Here is a 16177-nt window from a genome sequence, read left to right as displayed (position 1 = left end):
GGCACGCGCCGATGGGGTAGCCGTTGCCCAGCGCTTTGGCCAGGGTGATGACGTCCGGCTCGACGCCCGCATGCTCAAAGCCAAACCAGCTGCCGGTGCGACCCAGGCCGGTCTGCACTTCATCGATCATCATCAGCCAGTCGTGTTCATCGCACAGTTGGCGCAGGGCCTGCAGGTAGCCGGCAGAGGCCGCATGCACGCCGCCCTCCCCCTGCACCGGTTCGACCAGCACCGCGACGATAGCGGGGCACTGCGCCGCAACCTCGCGAAGCGCCTCGATGTCGTCGTAGGGCACGCGCACAAAGCCCGGCATCAGCGGCTCGAAGCCGCGATGCACAGCGGGGTTGCCGGTGGCTGCGAGGGTGGCCAGGGTGCGCCCGTGAAAACTGTTGTCCATCACCAACACTTGCGGCTGGGTTACCTGCCGGGCGTTGGCGTGCAGGCGGGCGAGCTTGAGCGCCGCTTCGTTCGCCTCCGCTCCGGAGTTGCAGAAAAACGCGCGTTGCATGCCCGAGAGCAGGCACAGGCGTTCGCCCAACTGCTCCTGCCATGGGATGCGAAACAGGTTGGTGGTGTGCAGCAACACGGTGGCCTGTTCGGCAATGGCCGCGGCAATTTCGGGGTTGGCATGCCCCAGGCTCGTCACCGCCACACCGGCGATGGCATCCAGGTATTCAACGCCCTCGGTGTCCCACAACGAGGCGCCCTGGCCGCGGCTGAACGAAACCGGTTGGCGGGCAGAGGTGTGCATGAGGTAAGCGGGTGCAGCAGACATTGCAGGTCTTCCTGTAGAGGGGTATCAACGGGTGGGCGTGATCGACGACAACGTGTCCTCACCGAGAGGACGGGCATCGGCGGTCGGCCAGTAGTACGCATCCGGCATGGCTCGGGCGCCGAAGATCGCTTGCCCGACGCGCACCACGGTCGCGCCCTCTTCAATGGCGATTTCAAAGTCACCGGACATGCCCATCGACAGCTCCTGCAGCGACACCCCATCAGGGGCGCCAGGCCGCAAGCGGTCGCGCAATTCACGCAGCCGCACGAAGCACGGGCGCACTCGCACCACGTCGGCCGAGAACAAAGCCAGCGTCATCAGCCCGCGAACCCGCAGGGTCGGGAACGCGGGCATGGCCTCCAGGAAGGCCGCCACGTCATCGGGCAGCAGCCCGTATTTGCTCGCTTCGCCGGAGGTATTGACCTGGACGAACACGTCCATCTGTCGCCCTTCGATGCGCAAGCGACGGTCCAGCGCCTCGGCCACCCGCAGGCTGTCCAGGGCCTGGAACTCGCTGGCGAAGCGTGCGACCTGCTTGGCCTTGTTGGTCTGCAAGTGGCCGATCACCGACCATCGCAGGTCCTGCAGATCGGCCATGGCTTCCCACTTGCGCTGGGCTTCCTGCACCTTGTTCTCGCCCAGCAGGCGGCAACCGGCGGCATAGGCCAGACGCAAATGAGCTTCATCAAAGGTTTTGCTGACCGGCAGCAAGCGCACACCGGCCGGGTCCCGCCCTGCTCTACGGCACGCCTCGACAATGCGTTGCTGCACCGCGGCCAGGTTGCGACGAAAGTCTTCGACACTGACGGCCTGCGGGTAACGACCATGGCGCGCGTGCAGGGCGTGGAGGTCTTCGGTTTGATCAGGCATCAGCGGGTCGCTCCTTTGGCAGGCACGGCAACCACTTCGGCCGGTAGCACTGCGGCCTTTTCACGGCGCGGCAACCGCCCATTGAGCACGGCGTAGGCCACCAGGCCGATGACCAGGCCCCAGAACGCGCCGCCGATGCCCAGCAGGGTGATATTCGCTGCGCAGGCCAGAAAGGTGATCAGCGAGGCTTCCCGCGATTTCACGTCGGCCATGGCGTTGGCCAGGCTCGCGCCGAGCGTGCCCAGCAGGGCCAGTCCGGCCAGGGTGGTGATAAAGGTCGCCGGGAAGGCCATGAACACCGCCGCCAGGGTCACGCCGAAGATCCCCACCAGGATGTAGAAGATGCCCGCGGCCACGCCTGCGATCCAGCGCTTGGAGGGGTCTTCGCAGGCTTCCTTGCCCGTGCAGATGGCGGCCGTGATCGCCGCGATGTTGAACGCATGGGAACCGAACGGCGCCATCAGCAGAGAACCCAGCCCGGTCACGCTGAGGATCGGGTTGGCACTGGTGTTGAACCCATCACTGCGCAGCACCAGCATGCCCGGCATGTACTGCCCCGTGAGGGTGATCAGAAACAGCGGCAACGCCACGCTCAACAACGCATTGATCGAGAACTCAGGCCGTGTGAACACCGGTGTCGCAAACTCCAGCGCCAGCCCCGTGAAGTCCACGCGCGCCTGCATCAGCAGAAAGCCAAGCCCCAGCAGCAGAATGCCGACCACCGCGTAGCGCGCACTCAGGCGCTTGAACAGGATGTAGGCGCCGATCAACACCCCGACCAACAACGGGTCGACGCTCATGCTGGCGAACGCGCCGATGCCGAACTGCAGCAGGATGCCGCCCAACAGGCCCGCCGCCACCCCCGGCGGGATCAGCCGAACGGCCTTTTCAAAGTAACCGGACACGCCCAGCAGCACGAACGCTGCCGCCGAAATCATGTAGGCCCCAATGGCCTCGGCGTAGGGTGTGGTCGCCAGGGCGACGATCAAAAATGCCGCCGCCGGGGTCGACCAGGCGGTGATGATCGGCTCGCGGCTCACCCAACTGAGGAACAGCCCGGTCACCCCGACCCCGATCGACACCGACCAGACCCACGACGCGGTCAACTCCGGGCTGAGCCCGGCGACCTTGGCGGCCTGGAACACCAGGATGAAGGTGCCGCCGTAATTGACGATCACCGAAATCAACCCGGCAACCACCGGGTGCAGCAGGTCCCGAAGTCGCAGGGACGAGGGGGATTGAGTAGATGACATAGGTCTTGGCTCCTTGCTGGACGATGTATCCGCCGCGGGTAAGCGGGCATTTATAGCGGTTCAATGGCAGGTTTTACCCCTACGCTTTAGCGCAGCAGACCAGACCACTTTGCGTGGTCGGGTCAGCCATGCTCGCGCGCAAACACGTTCATGAAATCGCACAGCGCCTCGACCGCCGGCACTGACACGGCGTTGTAGAGGCTGGCGCGCAGGCCGCCGACGCTGGCGTGGCCTTTGAGACCATTGAGGCCGGCTTGCTCGGCGCGTCGTAAAAAGGTTTTCTCCAGCGCCACATCAGCCAAACGGAACGGCACGTTGTTGATAGAGCGATACGCTGCCTGCACGCGGTTGCGATAAAACCCGTCACTCCCATCGATGGCGCGGTAAAGCATCTGCGCCTTGGCCTGGTTGCGCTGGTGCAGGGCCTGCAGACCACCGCTGTGCTTGATCCACTTGAGCGTCAGGCCAGTGAGGTACCAGGGGAAGGTCGCCGGGGTATTGAGCATCGACTGTGCATCGCTGATGCGCGCGTAGTTGAGAATATCCGGGGTAAAGGCGTGGGATCGCTCGAGCAACGCCGGGTCGACGATGACCACCGTCAAGCCGGCCACGCCCATGTTTTTCTGCGCGGCGGCGTACACCAGACCATGCCGGGCGATGTCGATCGGCTTGGACAGCAGGCTTGAACAGGCATCGCACACCAGTGGCGCGTCGGTCGCGGGCGTGTCGATGAACTGCACGCCGTGTACCGTCTCATTCTCGGTGTAATGCAGGTAGGCGGCGTCGGGGTTAAGGCGCCAGTCCGAGGCGTGGGGGACGCGGTCGAAACCCGACGCGTGGGCGCTGGCAACCACGCGCACATCGCAGTAGCGCCGTGCAGCCTCAATCGCCTTGCCCGACCAGAGGCCCGTGTGCAGGTAATCTGCGGTGCCTTTGTCGCCTATCAGGTTCATCGGCACTTGCGCGAACTGCAGCGAGGCCCCCCCTTGCAGGAACAGCACTTTGTAGGCAGGCGGCACCCCGAGGATATCGCGCAGGTCCCGTTCGGCCTCGCTGGCCACGGCCATGAACACCTGGGAACGGTGGCTGATTTCCATCACGGACATGCCGGTGCCGGCAAAATCGAAGAACTCCTCGTGCGCCTGAGTGAGAACATCTAACGGCACCGCGGTGGGGCCTGCGCTGAAGTTGTGGGACCGAGCCATGGTTGCGTAACTCCTGTTCAAGAACGCTCGCCCGGTGCGGCATCACCGAGGTCAAGCCCTGGGGTGGCGAGGGCCCGAGTCTACGGATAAACTGGCCTGCTTTTACCGGCCATTTCATGGAATGAGAGCAGACCACATGGCAAAGACCTTCGAGCTGGAAACCCTGAAGATGCGCCTCAACGACGCAGAATTTCAGCTGCTGGACCTGCACCAGCGGATCCAACGCGCACTCCGTGCGCTGATTCTTGACGGCGCCCTCGGTCCCGGCTTGAAACTGCCCGCCACGCGGGTGCTGTCCAAGTCACTGGGGTGTGCCCGCGACACCGTCGAGAACGCCTATGTGCAGCTGCATCGGGACGGGTTTATCGTGCGCCGCGAAGGTGCCGGCAGTTACGTCTGCGACACCGTGGGCGTCGAACTGCGCGGTGCCGGCCGCCGACGCCTCAAGGCTCAGGAAGTCAGGAGCAGCGTCGCTCCGCCAGGTGCCGAACTCAGCCAGCGCGGGCGGATGATCTTCGACACCGGCGGCGTGCGCGATCAGCAAGTCATCAAGGCCTTTGCCACCGGCCTGCCGGAAACCCGCAGCTTCCCCACGGATGTCTGGGAGCGCCTGCAACGCCAGGTCATGAAGGACTATCGCGCGAGCGTGCTGCTGCATGGCGACCCACAAGGCGCCGAGCCCCTGCGCAAGGCGATTGCCACCTACCTGAACCTCGAACGCGGCGCCAAATGTTCCCCCGACCAGGTCCTGGTATTGAGCAGTACGCGTCAGGCGTTGTATCTGTGTGCGCAATTGCTGGTGGACGCCGGCAAGCCGATCCTGCTGGAAAACCCCGGCTACTACGGCGCGCGCAAAGCCTTCCAGATCGCCGAAACCAAAGTGGTGCCGATCGATGTCGACGCACAGGGCATCCGCACTGACCTGCTATACGCCGACCGCAGCGGCGCCCATTGCGTGTATGTCACGCCTTCTCACCAGTACCCCACCGGCGCGACGTTGCCGCTGGAGCGGCGTCTTGAGTTGATCAATTGGGCGGCGCAAAAAGGCAAGTGGATCATCGAGGATGACTACGACAGCGAGTTCCATTACGACGGGCAACCCACGGCATGCGTGCAGGGCCTGGACAAGTACCAGCGCACGCTCTACATCGGCACGTTCAGCAAGACCCTCTACCCCGGCCTGCGCATGGGGTACATGGTGCTGCCCCCTGAACTGGTGAAGCCCTTTGCCTATGCGCGCAGCATGATGGACGGCCACACGCCGCAAACCCTGCAACTGACCCTGGCGCGCTTTATGGAGGACGGCCATTACAACGCGCATGTGCGGGCCATGCGCAAGCTGTATGCCGGGCGCCGTTCGATCATGCACGACGCGATCGGCAAGTACCTGAGCGCGGTGGTCAGCGCCGAACTGCCGCCGGGCGGGTTGCAAATCCCCTGCCTGCTGAAAGCCGGGTGGTCCGAGGAAAAAACCATCCGCCAGGCCGCCACGGCCGGCGTGCAACTGTCCGGCCTCAGCGGCTTGTACGCGGGCGAACCGAAGCAACAGGGCTGGCTGCTGGGCTACTCCTCCCTGACCGCGTATGAAATAGAAGCCGCCATGTTGCGTCTGGCCAACGCGCTGAAGATCTAATGGCCGAGCGCATAGTTCATCAGCAGCTGCTGGGCCTGGGCGGCCATGCGCGCATGCCGCGGCAGCTTGGGGTAATCCAGCGCAATCACGGGTTGCGGCTTGGCGCTGGCGAACAGCTTGAACCGTGACGGGCGGGTGGCCGCCGGGCGGCCGGTGGGGATGGTGCCGGGCATTGGAATTCCTTTTCGAAAAAAGCGCAGACGGTTAATACGGCAGCTTGAAACGCTTGGTCAGGTCGCTGATGCCTTCACGAATCGAGCGTTCAGTACGGGCGTCCAGGGCGCCGCTGCGCACGCCACCGAGCATGGCCAGAATCATGTCGCCGATCTCTCGGAATTCATCGACGCCCATGCCACGCGACGTACACGCCGCACTGCCAAGGCGAATGCCGGACGTCACGGTAGGCTTGACCTCATCGCCGGGTACGACATTTTTGTTCACGGTTATGCCGATGGCCTCCAACGCACGTTCGGCGACATTGCCCACCAGGCCCCAGGGCCGCAGGTCAATCACCCCCAGGTGACAGTCGGTGCCGCCCGACACCACCAATAGCCCACCCTCCGCCAATCGGCCGCACAAGGCCTGGGCATTGGCGACCACGGCGTGGGCATACGCGCCGAAGCCCGGTTGCAGGGCCTCGCCCAGCGCCACGGCCTTGGCCGCAACCGTGTGCATCAGTGCCGCGCCCTGCAGGCCCGGGTACACCGCCGCATTGATCTTCTGCGCAATGGCCTGCTCGTTGCACAGGATCATCCCGCCACGCGGACCGCGCAGCGTGGCATGGGTGCTCAGGGTGGTGACATGGGCGAACGGCACGGGCGACGGATACGCCCCGCCCGCGACCAGCCCGGCGACGTGGGCGATGTCGGCCATCAGGAACGCGCCCACCTCGTCGGCAATCGCACGAAACCGGGCGAAATCCAGCGCCCGCGAGTACGCCGAGGCACCTGCGATGATCAGGCCTGGGCGTTCCCGGCGGGCGATCTGCTCGACCTGATCCATGTCGACCCGGTGGGTCAGTGGGTGCACGCCATAGCTGAGGGCCTGGAACCAGCGCCCGGACAAGTTGAACGCAGCTCCATGGGACACGTGCCCACCGGACTTGAGGTCCAGGCCGAGGATCTTGTCCCCCGGCGCCAGCAACGCGAGGAACACCGCCTGGTTGGCCTGGCTGCCCGAATGCGGTTGCAGGTTGGCGTAGGCGCAGTTGAACAGTTGCCGGGCCCGCTCGATGGCGAGCTCTTCAATGGCATCGACATTGCAACAACTGGCGTAATAGCGTCGCCCTGGATAGCCCTCGGCATATTTATTGGTCAGCACCGACCCCTGGGCCTCGAGCACCGCACGACTGACCACGTTTTCGGCGGCGATCAGCTCGATCGACTGCACCTGGCGCTGACGCTCGGCGTCAATCGCGCGCCACACCTCCCCGTCCACCTGGGGCAGCGCAACGCCACTGACCCCGGGCAGCGCGTGGCCCTCCTGATAAGCGAAATGCGGCATGGTCACTCCCTGTGTAAACGCCCGATAACACGCCGCACTACCCTAGCCGCCCACGGGCCGGCCAGCCATACCAGTTCGTGCCGATGGTGCAGACCACCGCGCTGGATGCCGTTACCACAGGTCTACGCCGGGGCAGGCACGGGGAAAGCGCCGCCCTGCAAAGTGGTCTGGTGGCTTCATCGACAATGGACTATCGCGCAAGACCATCGCCTCATTAAGCTCCGCACCGATTTTGCCAAGCTCACTACACAGGTTTCGCCATGACGATTCGTATCGGGTTGTTGCCTCAGGTTGCCGCAGCGCACTTTGTCAGTCATTTGCACATCATGGTGCTGGCGGCGCTATTTCCTCTGCTTCCGGCTTTTTTCAACGTGGGTTATGTCGAGCTTGGCTTTGCTTTGAGCCTGTTCAATATCGTCACGGCGCTGGTCCAGGCCCCCATGGGGTTTGCCGTGGACCGCCACGGTGCCAGGCGCTTGCTGTTGGTCGCGCTGGCCCTGGGCAGCAGCAGTTTCCTGCTGATTGCACTCCTGCCCGGCTACACCTGCCTGTTGATTGGCATGGCGCTGGCCGGCGTCGCCAATGCGATTTATCACCCGGCCGACTACGCCCTGCTGTCGCGACACATTGACCCGGCGCACATCGGCAAGGCGTTTTCCGTGCATACCTTTGCCGGCTTCCTGGGCGCGGCCGTGGCCCCGGCGTTTTTGCTGGGGGTCGCGGTGGCGAGTGACCTGGCCATGGCCTTCGCGGCGGCGGCGCTGGTGGGCTATTTCGTGCTGGCGCTGCTGTTGATCCCTGGCTCCGCACCGGCTCGAGTCAGCCGCGTGCTTCCCAGCGTTGACCCGGCACCCAGCGGCGCCAGTCGCGTGGCATTGCTTTCGCCGATGGTGCTCAGCCTGACCCTGCTGTTCGTGCTGCTGAACCTGAGCACCGGCGCAATCGAGAAGTTCTCGGTCGCCGCCCTGATGCAAGGCCAGGGCGTGGCCTTGCCCTGGGCCAACTCGGCGTTGACTGCCTTCCTTTTTGCCAGCGCCTTCGGCGTGCTGGCAGGCGGCGCCTTGGCCGACCGGACGCGCCGCCATGGAGTAGTCGCAGCCAGCGCGTTTGGCCTGGCCAGCGTGCTGATGCTGCTGGTCGCCACGGCACGCTTGAGCGAGCCGGCGCTGCTGGTCGTACTAGGGGCTGCGGGTTTCCTGACCGGGGTGATCGCACCGTCCCGCGACATGCTGGTACGGGCAGCCGCGCCGAAAGGTGCCGAAGGCAAAACCTTCGGCATCGTCTCTACCGGTTTCAATATCGGTGGCGCCATCGGGCCCGTCGGGTTCGGCTGGCTGCTCGACCAAGGCCACCCCAACGCCATTTTCTGGGCCAGCGCCGCCTTCATGGGCCTGACCGTTGGACTGACCCTGATGCAGGAGCGGTCCATGGCCAGGGTGCGAAAAATGCTGGCACTGCACGTGGCATTCAAGTGACCTGGGTCAATCGCCACACGGCGTTTTTGCCGCAGACTTGAAGGGCAGCGTCCCGCATTTATTGCGCTGCACCTTCGCTTGTGCGGACTCGTTATTTTGCAAGGACTGCACGGTAAACCCGAACCCCTATTTCCTTGGAGTTAAAACATGGACCGTTTGAATTGTGGTACCGATGACGTGGTAAAAAACATGCTGGCCAAGCTCTCCACACTGTGGAAAACCCGCGCCGCCGTCAACAACCCGCAACCGAACTACTGGGGCCTCGCCTTTGATGCCGACAAGCACGACTTCAGTCTGTCGCTGCTGCCGTTCCGTCATCACCAGGCCTGGCTCGAAGCGCCTCAGGACCTGCAATCCAAATGCCTGTCCTATGCGTGGGGCATCTACAACCTCAAGACCATCTACATCGAATGCGATGTGGTCGTGCCGGCCTGCGAGGACATTATCAAGACCCCGCCGCCGAGCAATAACCGCGCCCTGCTGCAAGACGTGATGTCACAGGCACTGCTCGACGAAGCCTTGCATACACGGATGTCCATCATGGCCTGCAACTACATCTATGACATGCGCAAACTCACCCCGCTGGACTTCAGCGCCTTCAACCTGGTGACCTGGCGCGAAGCCCTCCTGGCCAACTGCACCGCCGAATGGGAGCGACGCCTGACCCGCTTCGGCGTCGCCTGTGCCAGCGAAACGCTGATCACCGACTACCTCAAGACCATGGCCGAAGACGCCAGCATCCAGGCGGTGTGCCATGAAGTCACGCGCACCCATGCCATCGACGAGTGGAGCCATTCCAGCGTCTTCAGCTTCGTCGCTTCCGACATCGTCAACGGCCTGAGCCGCAAGGAACGCGAGTACCTGCGCGCGATCATCCTGCGCACAGTGCAGATGTTCGCCAATAACGAAATGGGCGCATGGTCCACCGTGTTTTCAATGCTGGATTTCCCGCATGCCGGCGAGATCCTGCACGACGTGGGCGACAGCAACGAAATCAGCGTCTACACCGACTCGCTCGAAGCCCTGATAGACCGGATCGGCTTGACCGGCAACGGCCTCGGCAGTGCCGAGCATGCGCTTGAAACCTTGGGCGAGAAGGCCCGCGCATGAACGCCACGACATCTCTGAAGGCCCTGTGCGAACAGGTGAGCATTGAAACGGCCAGCGTCAAGGTGTTCACCCTGCGCGCGGTCGGCGCACCTGCCGACTTCCTCGACAGCCTGGAGCCAGGCAAACACGTGGCCCTGCACGCCGCCGACACGGCGGGCACCCACCACCAGCGGCTGTATTCGATCACGCGCAAACACGGCCCGGACCGGTTCGACATTGCGGTCAAGCGCGAAGGGCATGGTGGGGTTTCGGACCAATTGCACGCTACGCTGCACGCCGGTTCGAGCACCGCGGTGCAGTTTGTGGCAGGTGATATTTCGCTGGCGTCGATCTTGGATTGCCGACAGGTCGGCATGCTCGCCGGCGGCATCGGCATCACCTTGCCGATTGCGTTGCTGCGTGGCCTGGCCGAGCGCGCACGGCGCGGATTGGCGGTGCCCGATGTGAGCCTGCTGCTGTGTGTGCCGTCCATCGCCGAGGTTGCGTTTCTACAGGAGTTGCTGGCGCTTGAGCTGACCACATCGTGGTTCTCCTTGCAGGTGTTCATCACCCGCGAAGCCGTCAACGACAACGGACACTTCAGTGCCGGTCGCCCCCAGGCCCAGGACCTGAGCCGGCTGGGTAACCCCGACAGCGTGGTGATCTGCGGCAGCCATGGTTTCGCCCAGGGCATGCGTGAACACGCACTGGCCATGTTCCCCGCCAGCCGCCTGCTTATCGAGTCATTCACGCCACCGGCCGCGCCGGTCACCGCCGCACAGGCCGAGGTCGAGGACCGGGCCGACGCGACGCTGCGCCTGTACTTGAACCACAACGATCAAGTGCTGGAGCCAACCGCTGGCAAGAGTTTGCTGGAGATGCTCGAAACCGGTGGCATCGCGGTGCGCAGCCTGTGTCGCGCCGGTATCTGCGGGCACTGCAGGCTGAAGGTGTCGCAGGGGCACTACACCCTTGAGCCTGACTTTTGCCTGACGGACAAGGACAAGGCCGAAGGCTACGCCCTCGCCTGCTGCACCTTTCCGCAATCCGGGACGGTCAAGGTCGACCTCACAACCCCGGCATGAACACTTACCGCCTTTACTTCAACCATTGGTTTTTCCCATGAAGACTGCCATTGCATTGCGCCACATCCACTTCGAAGACGTTGGCACCCTGGATGCCGTCCTGGCCGAACAAGGCTATACGCTGATCTACCTGGACCCCACGGTCGACGCCCTCTATAGCGAACCCGTGCTGCAGGCTGACTTGCTGATCGTTCTCGGCGGCCCTATTGGCGCCTATGACGAGCCGCTGTACCCGTTTTTGCATGACGAGTTGGAGCTGGTGCGCCAGCGCGTTGCGTCCGGCAAGCCCCTGCTGGGCATCTGCCTCGGTGCGCAACTGATCGCCCGGGCCATGCATGCCAACGTCTACCCGATGGGGGTCAAGGAGATCGGTTTTTCACCGCTGAGCCTGACCGCGGCCGGTCAAGCCTCGCCGCTCACCGCGCTGCTGGACACCCCCGTGCTGCACTGGCACGGCGACCAGTTCGATGTGCCGGAGGGCGCTGTGCTGCTGGCCAGTTCCCAGGTGGGTGCGCACCAGGCGTTCGCCGTGGGCAACACGATTCTCGGCCTGCAATTTCACCTCGAAGCCGATACCGCCAACATTGAGCAATGGCTGGTTGGCCATGCCAGCGAACTGGCGCAAGCCGGCATCGATCCCGTCGCGTTGCGCAGCGAGGCCATGCACCTCGGCGACCGCCTGACCCGCGCAGCGGGCAACGTCATGCGGGCCTGGTTGAACAACCTGGGTACCCCGATACCCCAAGACCGCCGGGCCCCGGCCCAACGCATTTGCACCGTGTAAAACCACCTGAAAATACCGTCAAGGATGAGGAGTCAAAGATGATCGTTGTTTTGTTTGAGTTACAGGCACTGCCAGGCCAGGGTGAGACCTATGTTGACCTGGTCAACAAGCTGACCCCGCTGCTTGAACCCATGGACGGGTTTGTCTCCGTCGAGTGCTTTCAAAGCACGCTGAACCCCAAGAAAGTGATGTCGGTTACCACCTGGCGCGATGAGGAAGCCGTGGTGCAGTGGCGCAACGTCACAGCCCACCTGTCGGCACAGCGCGCCGGCCGCGACAAAATCTTCGACGACTATCGCGTGCGCGTGACATCGGTGATTCGTGATTACGGCCTGCGTGATCGCGAACAGGCACCCTACAACGTCGTGGTCGACGGCGAGCCCGCCACGGCGGCTGCGGCGGTGTAAGGCCATACGCCCGGCATAGTGCCGGCAAGAAGCTCGAAACGCAGCAAGAGTCTCGCCCCGCGATGTCGCGGGGCGAGCTTGTTTTAGTGCATCTCCCGGCGTCCTGCCGACTCACATGAAATACCCTGCGCATTGGCCCGCCTGGTACGCCCAGTTGCCGATAGTCAAATCGAGTCGAAACATACCGCCGGAATTTGATATCGTCTGTGAAGGCTATTGTTAAACGGAGCTAATCATGGACGACGGTGCGCCCCTTCCCGAGACGGAGTCAAAGCGGCTGGAACGTGTGGCGCAGTTATGTGCGCGCGACACTCAAGAAGACCCCGTTTTCAACAAAATCGTGGCGATGACGGCTGAATACTTCAAAGCGCCGATTGCCTTGATATCCATCGTCGATGAGCAAGAGCAGTGGTTTAAGGCGCGCGTCGGAATCGAAGCGTGCTCCACACCGAGGAGTGCCTCGTTCTGTGCCTACTCGCTGCTGGATAATCAGCCACTGGAGATCCTGGATGCGCGCAGCGACCCGCGTTTCAAATCCAACATTCTGGTGACTGGCGCGCCCTTTATTCGCTATTACGCGAGCGCCCCGCTCTTGACCGATGACGGTTTATCGCTGGGCAGCCTGTGCTTTATCGATACCGTTGCGCGTGAGCCCATGAATTCACGCGATGCAGCCATGCTCAGCCACTTGGCCGAACTGGTGATGATGCAGATCATGGGTGTACGTTCGCGCAATTATATTGACCAGCCAACCGGCCTGTTTAATCGACTCCGGTTTGAAGAGGACATACGCGAGGCGCTCGCCCGCGACGGCGCGATCACGATTTATGCGGTTGACGTCACCTCGCCAAAGTTTCTCAACGAGGTGGTCAAAGCGCTCGGTTACCGCTTTGCGGAGGACCTGATCCTTGAGATAAAACAGCGCTTACAGGGGCTCCTGCCGTCTGGATGCCTACTGTACAAAATCAGCCCGACCCGCTTTGGTTTCCTGCAGCCGCGAACCGTTGAAAAAGAGACCATCAGCACGCGAATCATTGAAAACTTCGAGGCGGCCGTCGAATGCCACGGCATTCCTATCCCGATGCAAGTCGGAATCGGCGCCCTGCCGATTGCAAGCAGCGAGGAGCAGGACTGGCTGCGCTTGGTCATCAGCGCTGCCGATGCAGCCAGGGACCGTGGCCTGGGCTACCTGCTCTATGACCCCACGTTCGATGCCGCGCAACGACGCGCCTTCACGTTGTTGAGCTCGTTGTCGGAAGCCCTCCACGTCAGCGACCAACTCAGATTGGTGTTTCAGCCGAAAATCAATTTGCCGGGTGGTGTGTGTGCGGCGGTAGAAGCCCTGCTCCGCTGGGACCACCCACAACTCGGGACCATCAGCCCAGCAGAATTCATACCGCTGGCTGAAAAAACCGCGTTGATGCCCTCCTTGACGTCATGGGTTCTCAAAGCGGTGCTACAGCAGGCCACTCTTTGGCTGGCGCAGGGGCGCGACTTGAAAATCGCGATGAATGTCACGGTTGGCGACCTGGAAAGCCCGGCCTTCGTCGACACCTTGATCGAGCACCTCAAGGCCCGGCAGCTAAGCGCGGATCGGCTGGAATTGGAGTTCACTGAAAGCACCCTCATGACCGATCCGAGTGAGGTCATTCGGCAACTCACGCGCCTTCGAAACCTGGGAGTGGTGGTCGCCATCGACGACTTTGGCACGGGCTACAGTAACTGGACCTACCTCACCACGCTGCCGACCAGCACGGTCAAGCTTGATCAATCGTTGATCAGCAACCTGGCAACCAATGAAAAAGACAAACGTCTGGTCAAAACTCTGATTGAACTCGCCAGCGGCCTGGGATATCGCGTGGTTGCTGAGGGCGTTGAAACCCAGGAGATTTTCAACCTGGTGAAGGCTTGGGGTTGCCACGAGGCGCAGGGGTACTTAATAGCCAAGCCAATGCCTGCCAATGAGTTGGAGGCGTGGCTGAGCAATTATTTACCGTAGCGCCCGCGAGCAGACGATGACGGCGCTTTTCAGATCAATTGATGCGCGAATTTACCGACCGCCTCCACTACCCGCTTCGCGCCATCCTGGATCTCCACGATGACCTCGCCTGCCTGAGTGGCCAATGCCAGGCCCTGTTCGGCTTGGGACTTGCTGTTGGCCATCTCACTCACGGTCTCGTCGACCAGCTTCTGGTTCTGCAGGACGACCGAAGCGATTTCTTCCGTCGCGCTGCTGGTGCGTCCGGCCAATTGCCGGACCTCGTCCGCCACAACGGCGAAGCCTCGGCCCTGTTCGCCTGCGCGTGCGGCCTCAATCGCAGCGTTCAAGGCCAACAGGTTGGTTTGTTGGGCGATGCTGCTGATTGTCTGGATGATCGAGCTGATCAACAATGACTGTTTACCGAGCGCTTCGACTCCACCAGAGGCAGCCTGCATATCCACAGCGATTTTACGCATGGTATGCATCGTGTCATTGACCACGACTGCGCCGTGCTGAGCGCTGACATCGGTTTGCTGGGAAATTTCAAAGGCAGTCCTGGCAGCCTCGCTGACCTCCTTTTCCCGGGCAACCTGGTCGGTCACCACCGTCGCAAACTTGACCACTTTGCACAGCGTCCCTTCAGCGTCATACACCGGGTTATAGGTCGCTTCCAGCCATATCGTCTGTCCGCGACTATCAATACGTTCAAATCGGCCCGCGACGAACTCACCCTTGTTTAACGTTGCCCAGAAATCCTTGTATTGCTGGGACGAGGCTTCTTCGGGTGTGCAGAAAATACGGTGATGGCTGCCTTTTACTTGGCCCAGGTTGTATCCCATCGCTTTCAAAAACTGGTCGTTGGCCTGGAGTACATGCCCGGAGAGGTCAAACTCGATGACCGCTGTTGAGCGAAGCAACGCATCGATGAAGGACGTATTCTCCGAAGCCTGTTCCAGGCGAAACGTGATGTTTGTTGCGCAGCAGGAAACCCGGCTGAGGTTGCCATCGACATCATTAATAGGTTGCCAATGCGCATGGATCCATACCAGGGAGCCGTCAGCATGCAAATACCGGTACTCGTCGGTAATCGATTGGCCTGACGCGACTGCGGCGCGGAAATTATGAAAGCAAGGCAGCTTGGCCACGTACTGCGGAACAATATCCGACATCGCCCGACCGAGAAGACGGTCTGGGGAATAGCCCAAGGCCGTTGCGAAGTTTTGGTTGCATGCGATGATTTTGAACGTCGGATCGATGCTCAGCGTCAGCATTTCACGGTTGATCCCGTCGCGCAGTTGGCGCAACTCCGACAATTCCGCTTGCTGGGAGATAAGCTGGTTTCTGAGCTTGGTATTGAACATGGACAACCGCCTCTTTGGTTATACGAGGCTATCGGCCTTGCGTGCTGAAAACTGAGGAAATCCGACGAGCGTGATGCGCGGTAAACGCTGAAGAGAAAGGCGCTCCGAAGAGCGCCTTTTACAGCGTTATTGCAGGCTGACTTGACGCAGGTCCGGCGTGCCAGCAGTACCGATCTCGATACGTTTTGGCTTGGCTTCTTCGGGTACAACGCGAAGCAGCTCGATGGCCAACAGACCATTGATCAGGGATGCACCCTGCACCTCGATATGGTCAGCCAGCCGGAAGGACAAGCGGAAGGCACGCTGGGCAATGCCTTGGTGAAGGTAAGTCACCGTCTGATCGTTTTCACGTTTTCCGCCGGAAACGCTCAAGACGCCTTTCTCAACCTGAATGTCTATGTCCTGCTCCGTGAGCCCCGCCACTGCAATCACAATGCGGTATTGATCGTCACCGTGCTTCTCGACGTTGTGCGGTGGGTAGGAATTACCCGCCTCACTGCGAAGCGCCGATTCAAACAGGTCGTTGAAGCGATCAAAACCCACCGACTGACGGAACAGAGGGGCCAAGGAAAGCGTAGTAGCCATAGTAAAATCTCCTGAGTTTTCTCCAAGTGATTTAAGACGCGACCCGATTGCGGCATCGCGTAAAACCCAAAATAGGTACGGCCAAAACGTTTTCAAGAGCACCTCGAAAAAAATTTCGCCGCCTCGAAATCTCAAGATGTAACCCTACTGCCCCCTCACGTGCACAAGCGG

14 protein-coding genes and 2 pseudogenes are annotated in these 16177 nt (G+C 61.9%); 7 read left to right on the top strand and 9 right to left on the bottom strand.

The window, feature by feature from the left end:
* From WBR57_RS16435 to serC, 4 genes are all read right to left on the bottom strand, one after another.
* Positions 1-775 (bottom strand): aminotransferase class III-fold pyridoxal phosphate-dependent enzyme (locus tag WBR57_RS16435; protein ID WP_424084731.1); only part of this gene is annotated, 775 nt, incomplete at its 3' end.
* 24 nt (positions 776-799) lie between these two features.
* On the bottom strand, positions 800-1645 hold the full coding sequence (locus tag WBR57_RS16430) for a YggS family pyridoxal phosphate-dependent enzyme (protein ID WP_424084730.1): 846 nt from the start codon (positions 1643-1645) through the stop codon (positions 800-802).
* Positions 1645-2898 carry a benzoate/H(+) symporter BenE family transporter gene (locus tag WBR57_RS16425; protein ID WP_424084729.1) on the bottom strand — a complete coding sequence of 418 codons (1254 nt, stop codon included), beginning with the start codon at positions 2896-2898 and terminating at the stop codon, positions 1645-1647. The genes WBR57_RS16430 and WBR57_RS16425 overlap by 1 nt, the downstream gene beginning before the upstream one ends.
* Positions 2899-3020: 122 nt before the next feature.
* A complete protein-coding gene (serC, locus tag WBR57_RS16420) occupies positions 3021-4103 on the bottom strand; it encodes a 3-phosphoserine/phosphohydroxythreonine transaminase (protein ID WP_424084728.1) in 1083 nt (360 codons plus the stop codon).
* 136 nt (positions 4104-4239) lie between these two features.
* Between serC and WBR57_RS16415 the strand changes: the two genes are divergently transcribed.
* On the top strand, positions 4240-5736 hold the full coding sequence (locus WBR57_RS16415; RefSeq protein WP_424084727.1) for a PLP-dependent aminotransferase family protein: 1497 nt from the start codon (positions 4240-4242) through the stop codon (positions 5734-5736).
* Here the strand turns inward: WBR57_RS16415 and WBR57_RS16410 are convergent.
* Both WBR57_RS16410 and WBR57_RS16405 read right to left on the bottom strand, forming a co-directional pair.
* Complete coding sequence (locus WBR57_RS16410; RefSeq protein WP_424084726.1) at positions 5733-5909, bottom strand: hypothetical protein; 177 nt, start codon at positions 5907-5909, stop codon at positions 5733-5735. The two genes, WBR57_RS16415 and WBR57_RS16410, sit on opposite strands and share 4 nt — an antisense overlap.
* A gap of 31 nt (positions 5910-5940) precedes the next feature.
* A complete protein-coding gene (locus tag WBR57_RS16405; RefSeq protein WP_424084725.1) occupies positions 5941-7239 on the bottom strand; it encodes a serine hydroxymethyltransferase in 1299 nt (432 codons plus the stop codon).
* A 260-nt stretch (positions 7240-7499) separates the two neighbouring features.
* Here WBR57_RS16405 and WBR57_RS16400 point away from each other — a divergent pair, with 260 nt between their 5' ends.
* The 6 genes from WBR57_RS16400 to WBR57_RS16375 all read left to right on the top strand — a co-directional run bounded on the left by WBR57_RS16400 (position 7500) and on the right by WBR57_RS16375 (position 14078).
* Complete coding sequence (locus tag WBR57_RS16400; RefSeq protein WP_424084724.1) at positions 7500-8714, top strand: MFS transporter; 1215 nt, start codon at positions 7500-7502, stop codon at positions 8712-8714.
* Positions 8715-8861: 147 nt separating this feature from the next.
* Complete coding sequence (locus WBR57_RS16395; protein WP_424084723.1) at positions 8862-9824, top strand: AurF N-oxygenase family protein; 963 nt, start codon at positions 8862-8864, stop codon at positions 9822-9824.
* Complete coding sequence (locus WBR57_RS16390; RefSeq protein ID WP_424084722.1) at positions 9821-10888, top strand: 2Fe-2S iron-sulfur cluster-binding protein; 1068 nt, start codon at positions 9821-9823, stop codon at positions 10886-10888. The genes WBR57_RS16395 and WBR57_RS16390 overlap by 4 nt, the downstream gene beginning before the upstream one ends.
* A gap of 37 nt (positions 10889-10925) precedes the next feature.
* On the top strand, positions 10926-11672 hold the full coding sequence (locus tag WBR57_RS16385) for a glutamine amidotransferase (protein ID WP_424084721.1): 747 nt from the start codon (positions 10926-10928) through the stop codon (positions 11670-11672).
* 38 nt (positions 11673-11710) lie between these two features.
* Positions 11711-12079 (top strand): antibiotic biosynthesis monooxygenase family protein, encoded by a 369-nt coding sequence (locus WBR57_RS16380; RefSeq protein WP_424084720.1) that lies wholly within the window; start codon positions 11711-11713, stop codon positions 12077-12079.
* A 235-nt stretch (positions 12080-12314) separates the two neighbouring features.
* Positions 12315-14078 (top strand): sensor domain-containing phosphodiesterase, encoded by a 1764-nt coding sequence (locus tag WBR57_RS16375; protein ID WP_424084719.1) that lies wholly within the window; start codon positions 12315-12317, stop codon positions 14076-14078.
* A 29-nt stretch (positions 14079-14107) separates the two neighbouring features.
* On the opposite strand, the pseudogene WBR57_RS16370 reads toward WBR57_RS16375, so the two are convergent.
* From WBR57_RS16370 to WBR57_RS16360, 3 genes and pseudogenes are all read right to left on the bottom strand, one after another.
* A pseudogene (locus tag WBR57_RS16370) lies at positions 14108-14542 on the bottom strand (methyl-accepting chemotaxis protein); the annotation flags it as partial.
* Between the two features lie 153 nt (positions 14543-14695).
* A pseudogene (locus tag WBR57_RS16365) lies at positions 14696-15331 on the bottom strand (PAS domain-containing protein); the annotation flags it as partial.
* A gap of 216 nt (positions 15332-15547) precedes the next feature.
* Positions 15548-16006 (bottom strand): Hsp20 family protein, encoded by a 459-nt coding sequence (locus tag WBR57_RS16360; RefSeq protein WP_424084718.1) that lies wholly within the window; start codon positions 16004-16006, stop codon positions 15548-15550.
* Between the last annotated feature and the right edge of the window lie 171 nt (positions 16007-16177).

The sequence above is a fragment of the Pseudomonas sp. genome (assembly GCF_049590575.1).
In the GTDB taxonomy this organism is placed as follows: Bacteria; Pseudomonadota; Gammaproteobacteria; order Pseudomonadales; family Pseudomonadaceae; genus Aquipseudomonas.
Note: the sequence above shows the minus strand (reverse complement) of the source record. Positions and strands in the feature narration are given on the sequence as shown.

Bases quoted from the DNA above. Each gene is read 5' to 3' on its own strand.
- WBR57_RS16415 (WP_424084727.1), top strand. From the start codon at position 4,240: ATGGCAAAGACCTTCGAGCTGGAAACCCTGAAGATGCGCCTCAACGAC.
- WBR57_RS16405 (WP_424084725.1), bottom strand. From the start codon at position 7,239: ATGCCGCATTTCGCTTATCAGGAGGGCCACGCGCTGCCCGGGGTCAGT.
- WBR57_RS16390 (WP_424084722.1), top strand. From the start codon at position 9,821: ATGAACGCCACGACATCTCTGAAGGCCCTGTGCGAACAGGTGAGCATT.
- WBR57_RS16380 (WP_424084720.1), top strand. From the start codon at position 11,711: ATGATCGTTGTTTTGTTTGAGTTACAGGCACTGCCAGGCCAGGGTGAG.
- WBR57_RS16410 (WP_424084726.1), bottom strand. From the start codon at position 5,909: ATGCCCGGCACCATCCCCACCGGCCGCCCGGCGGCCACCCGCCCGTCA.
- WBR57_RS16430 (WP_424084730.1), bottom strand. From the start codon at position 1,645: ATGCCTGATCAAACCGAAGACCTCCACGCCCTGCACGCGCGCCATGGT.
- WBR57_RS16400 (WP_424084724.1), top strand. From the start codon at position 7,500: ATGACGATTCGTATCGGGTTGTTGCCTCAGGTTGCCGCAGCGCACTTT.
- WBR57_RS16425 (WP_424084729.1), bottom strand. From the start codon at position 2,898: ATGTCATCTACTCAATCCCCCTCGTCCCTGCGACTTCGGGACCTGCTG.
- WBR57_RS16385 (WP_424084721.1), top strand. From the start codon at position 10,926: ATGAAGACTGCCATTGCATTGCGCCACATCCACTTCGAAGACGTTGGC.
- WBR57_RS16360 (WP_424084718.1), bottom strand. From the start codon at position 16,006: ATGGCTACTACGCTTTCCTTGGCCCCTCTGTTCCGTCAGTCGGTGGGT.
- WBR57_RS16395 (WP_424084723.1), top strand. From the start codon at position 8,862: ATGGACCGTTTGAATTGTGGTACCGATGACGTGGTAAAAAACATGCTG.
- serC (WP_424084728.1), bottom strand. From the start codon at position 4,103: ATGGCTCGGTCCCACAACTTCAGCGCAGGCCCCACCGCGGTGCCGTTA.
- WBR57_RS16375 (WP_424084719.1), top strand. From the start codon at position 12,315: ATGGACGACGGTGCGCCCCTTCCCGAGACGGAGTCAAAGCGGCTGGAA.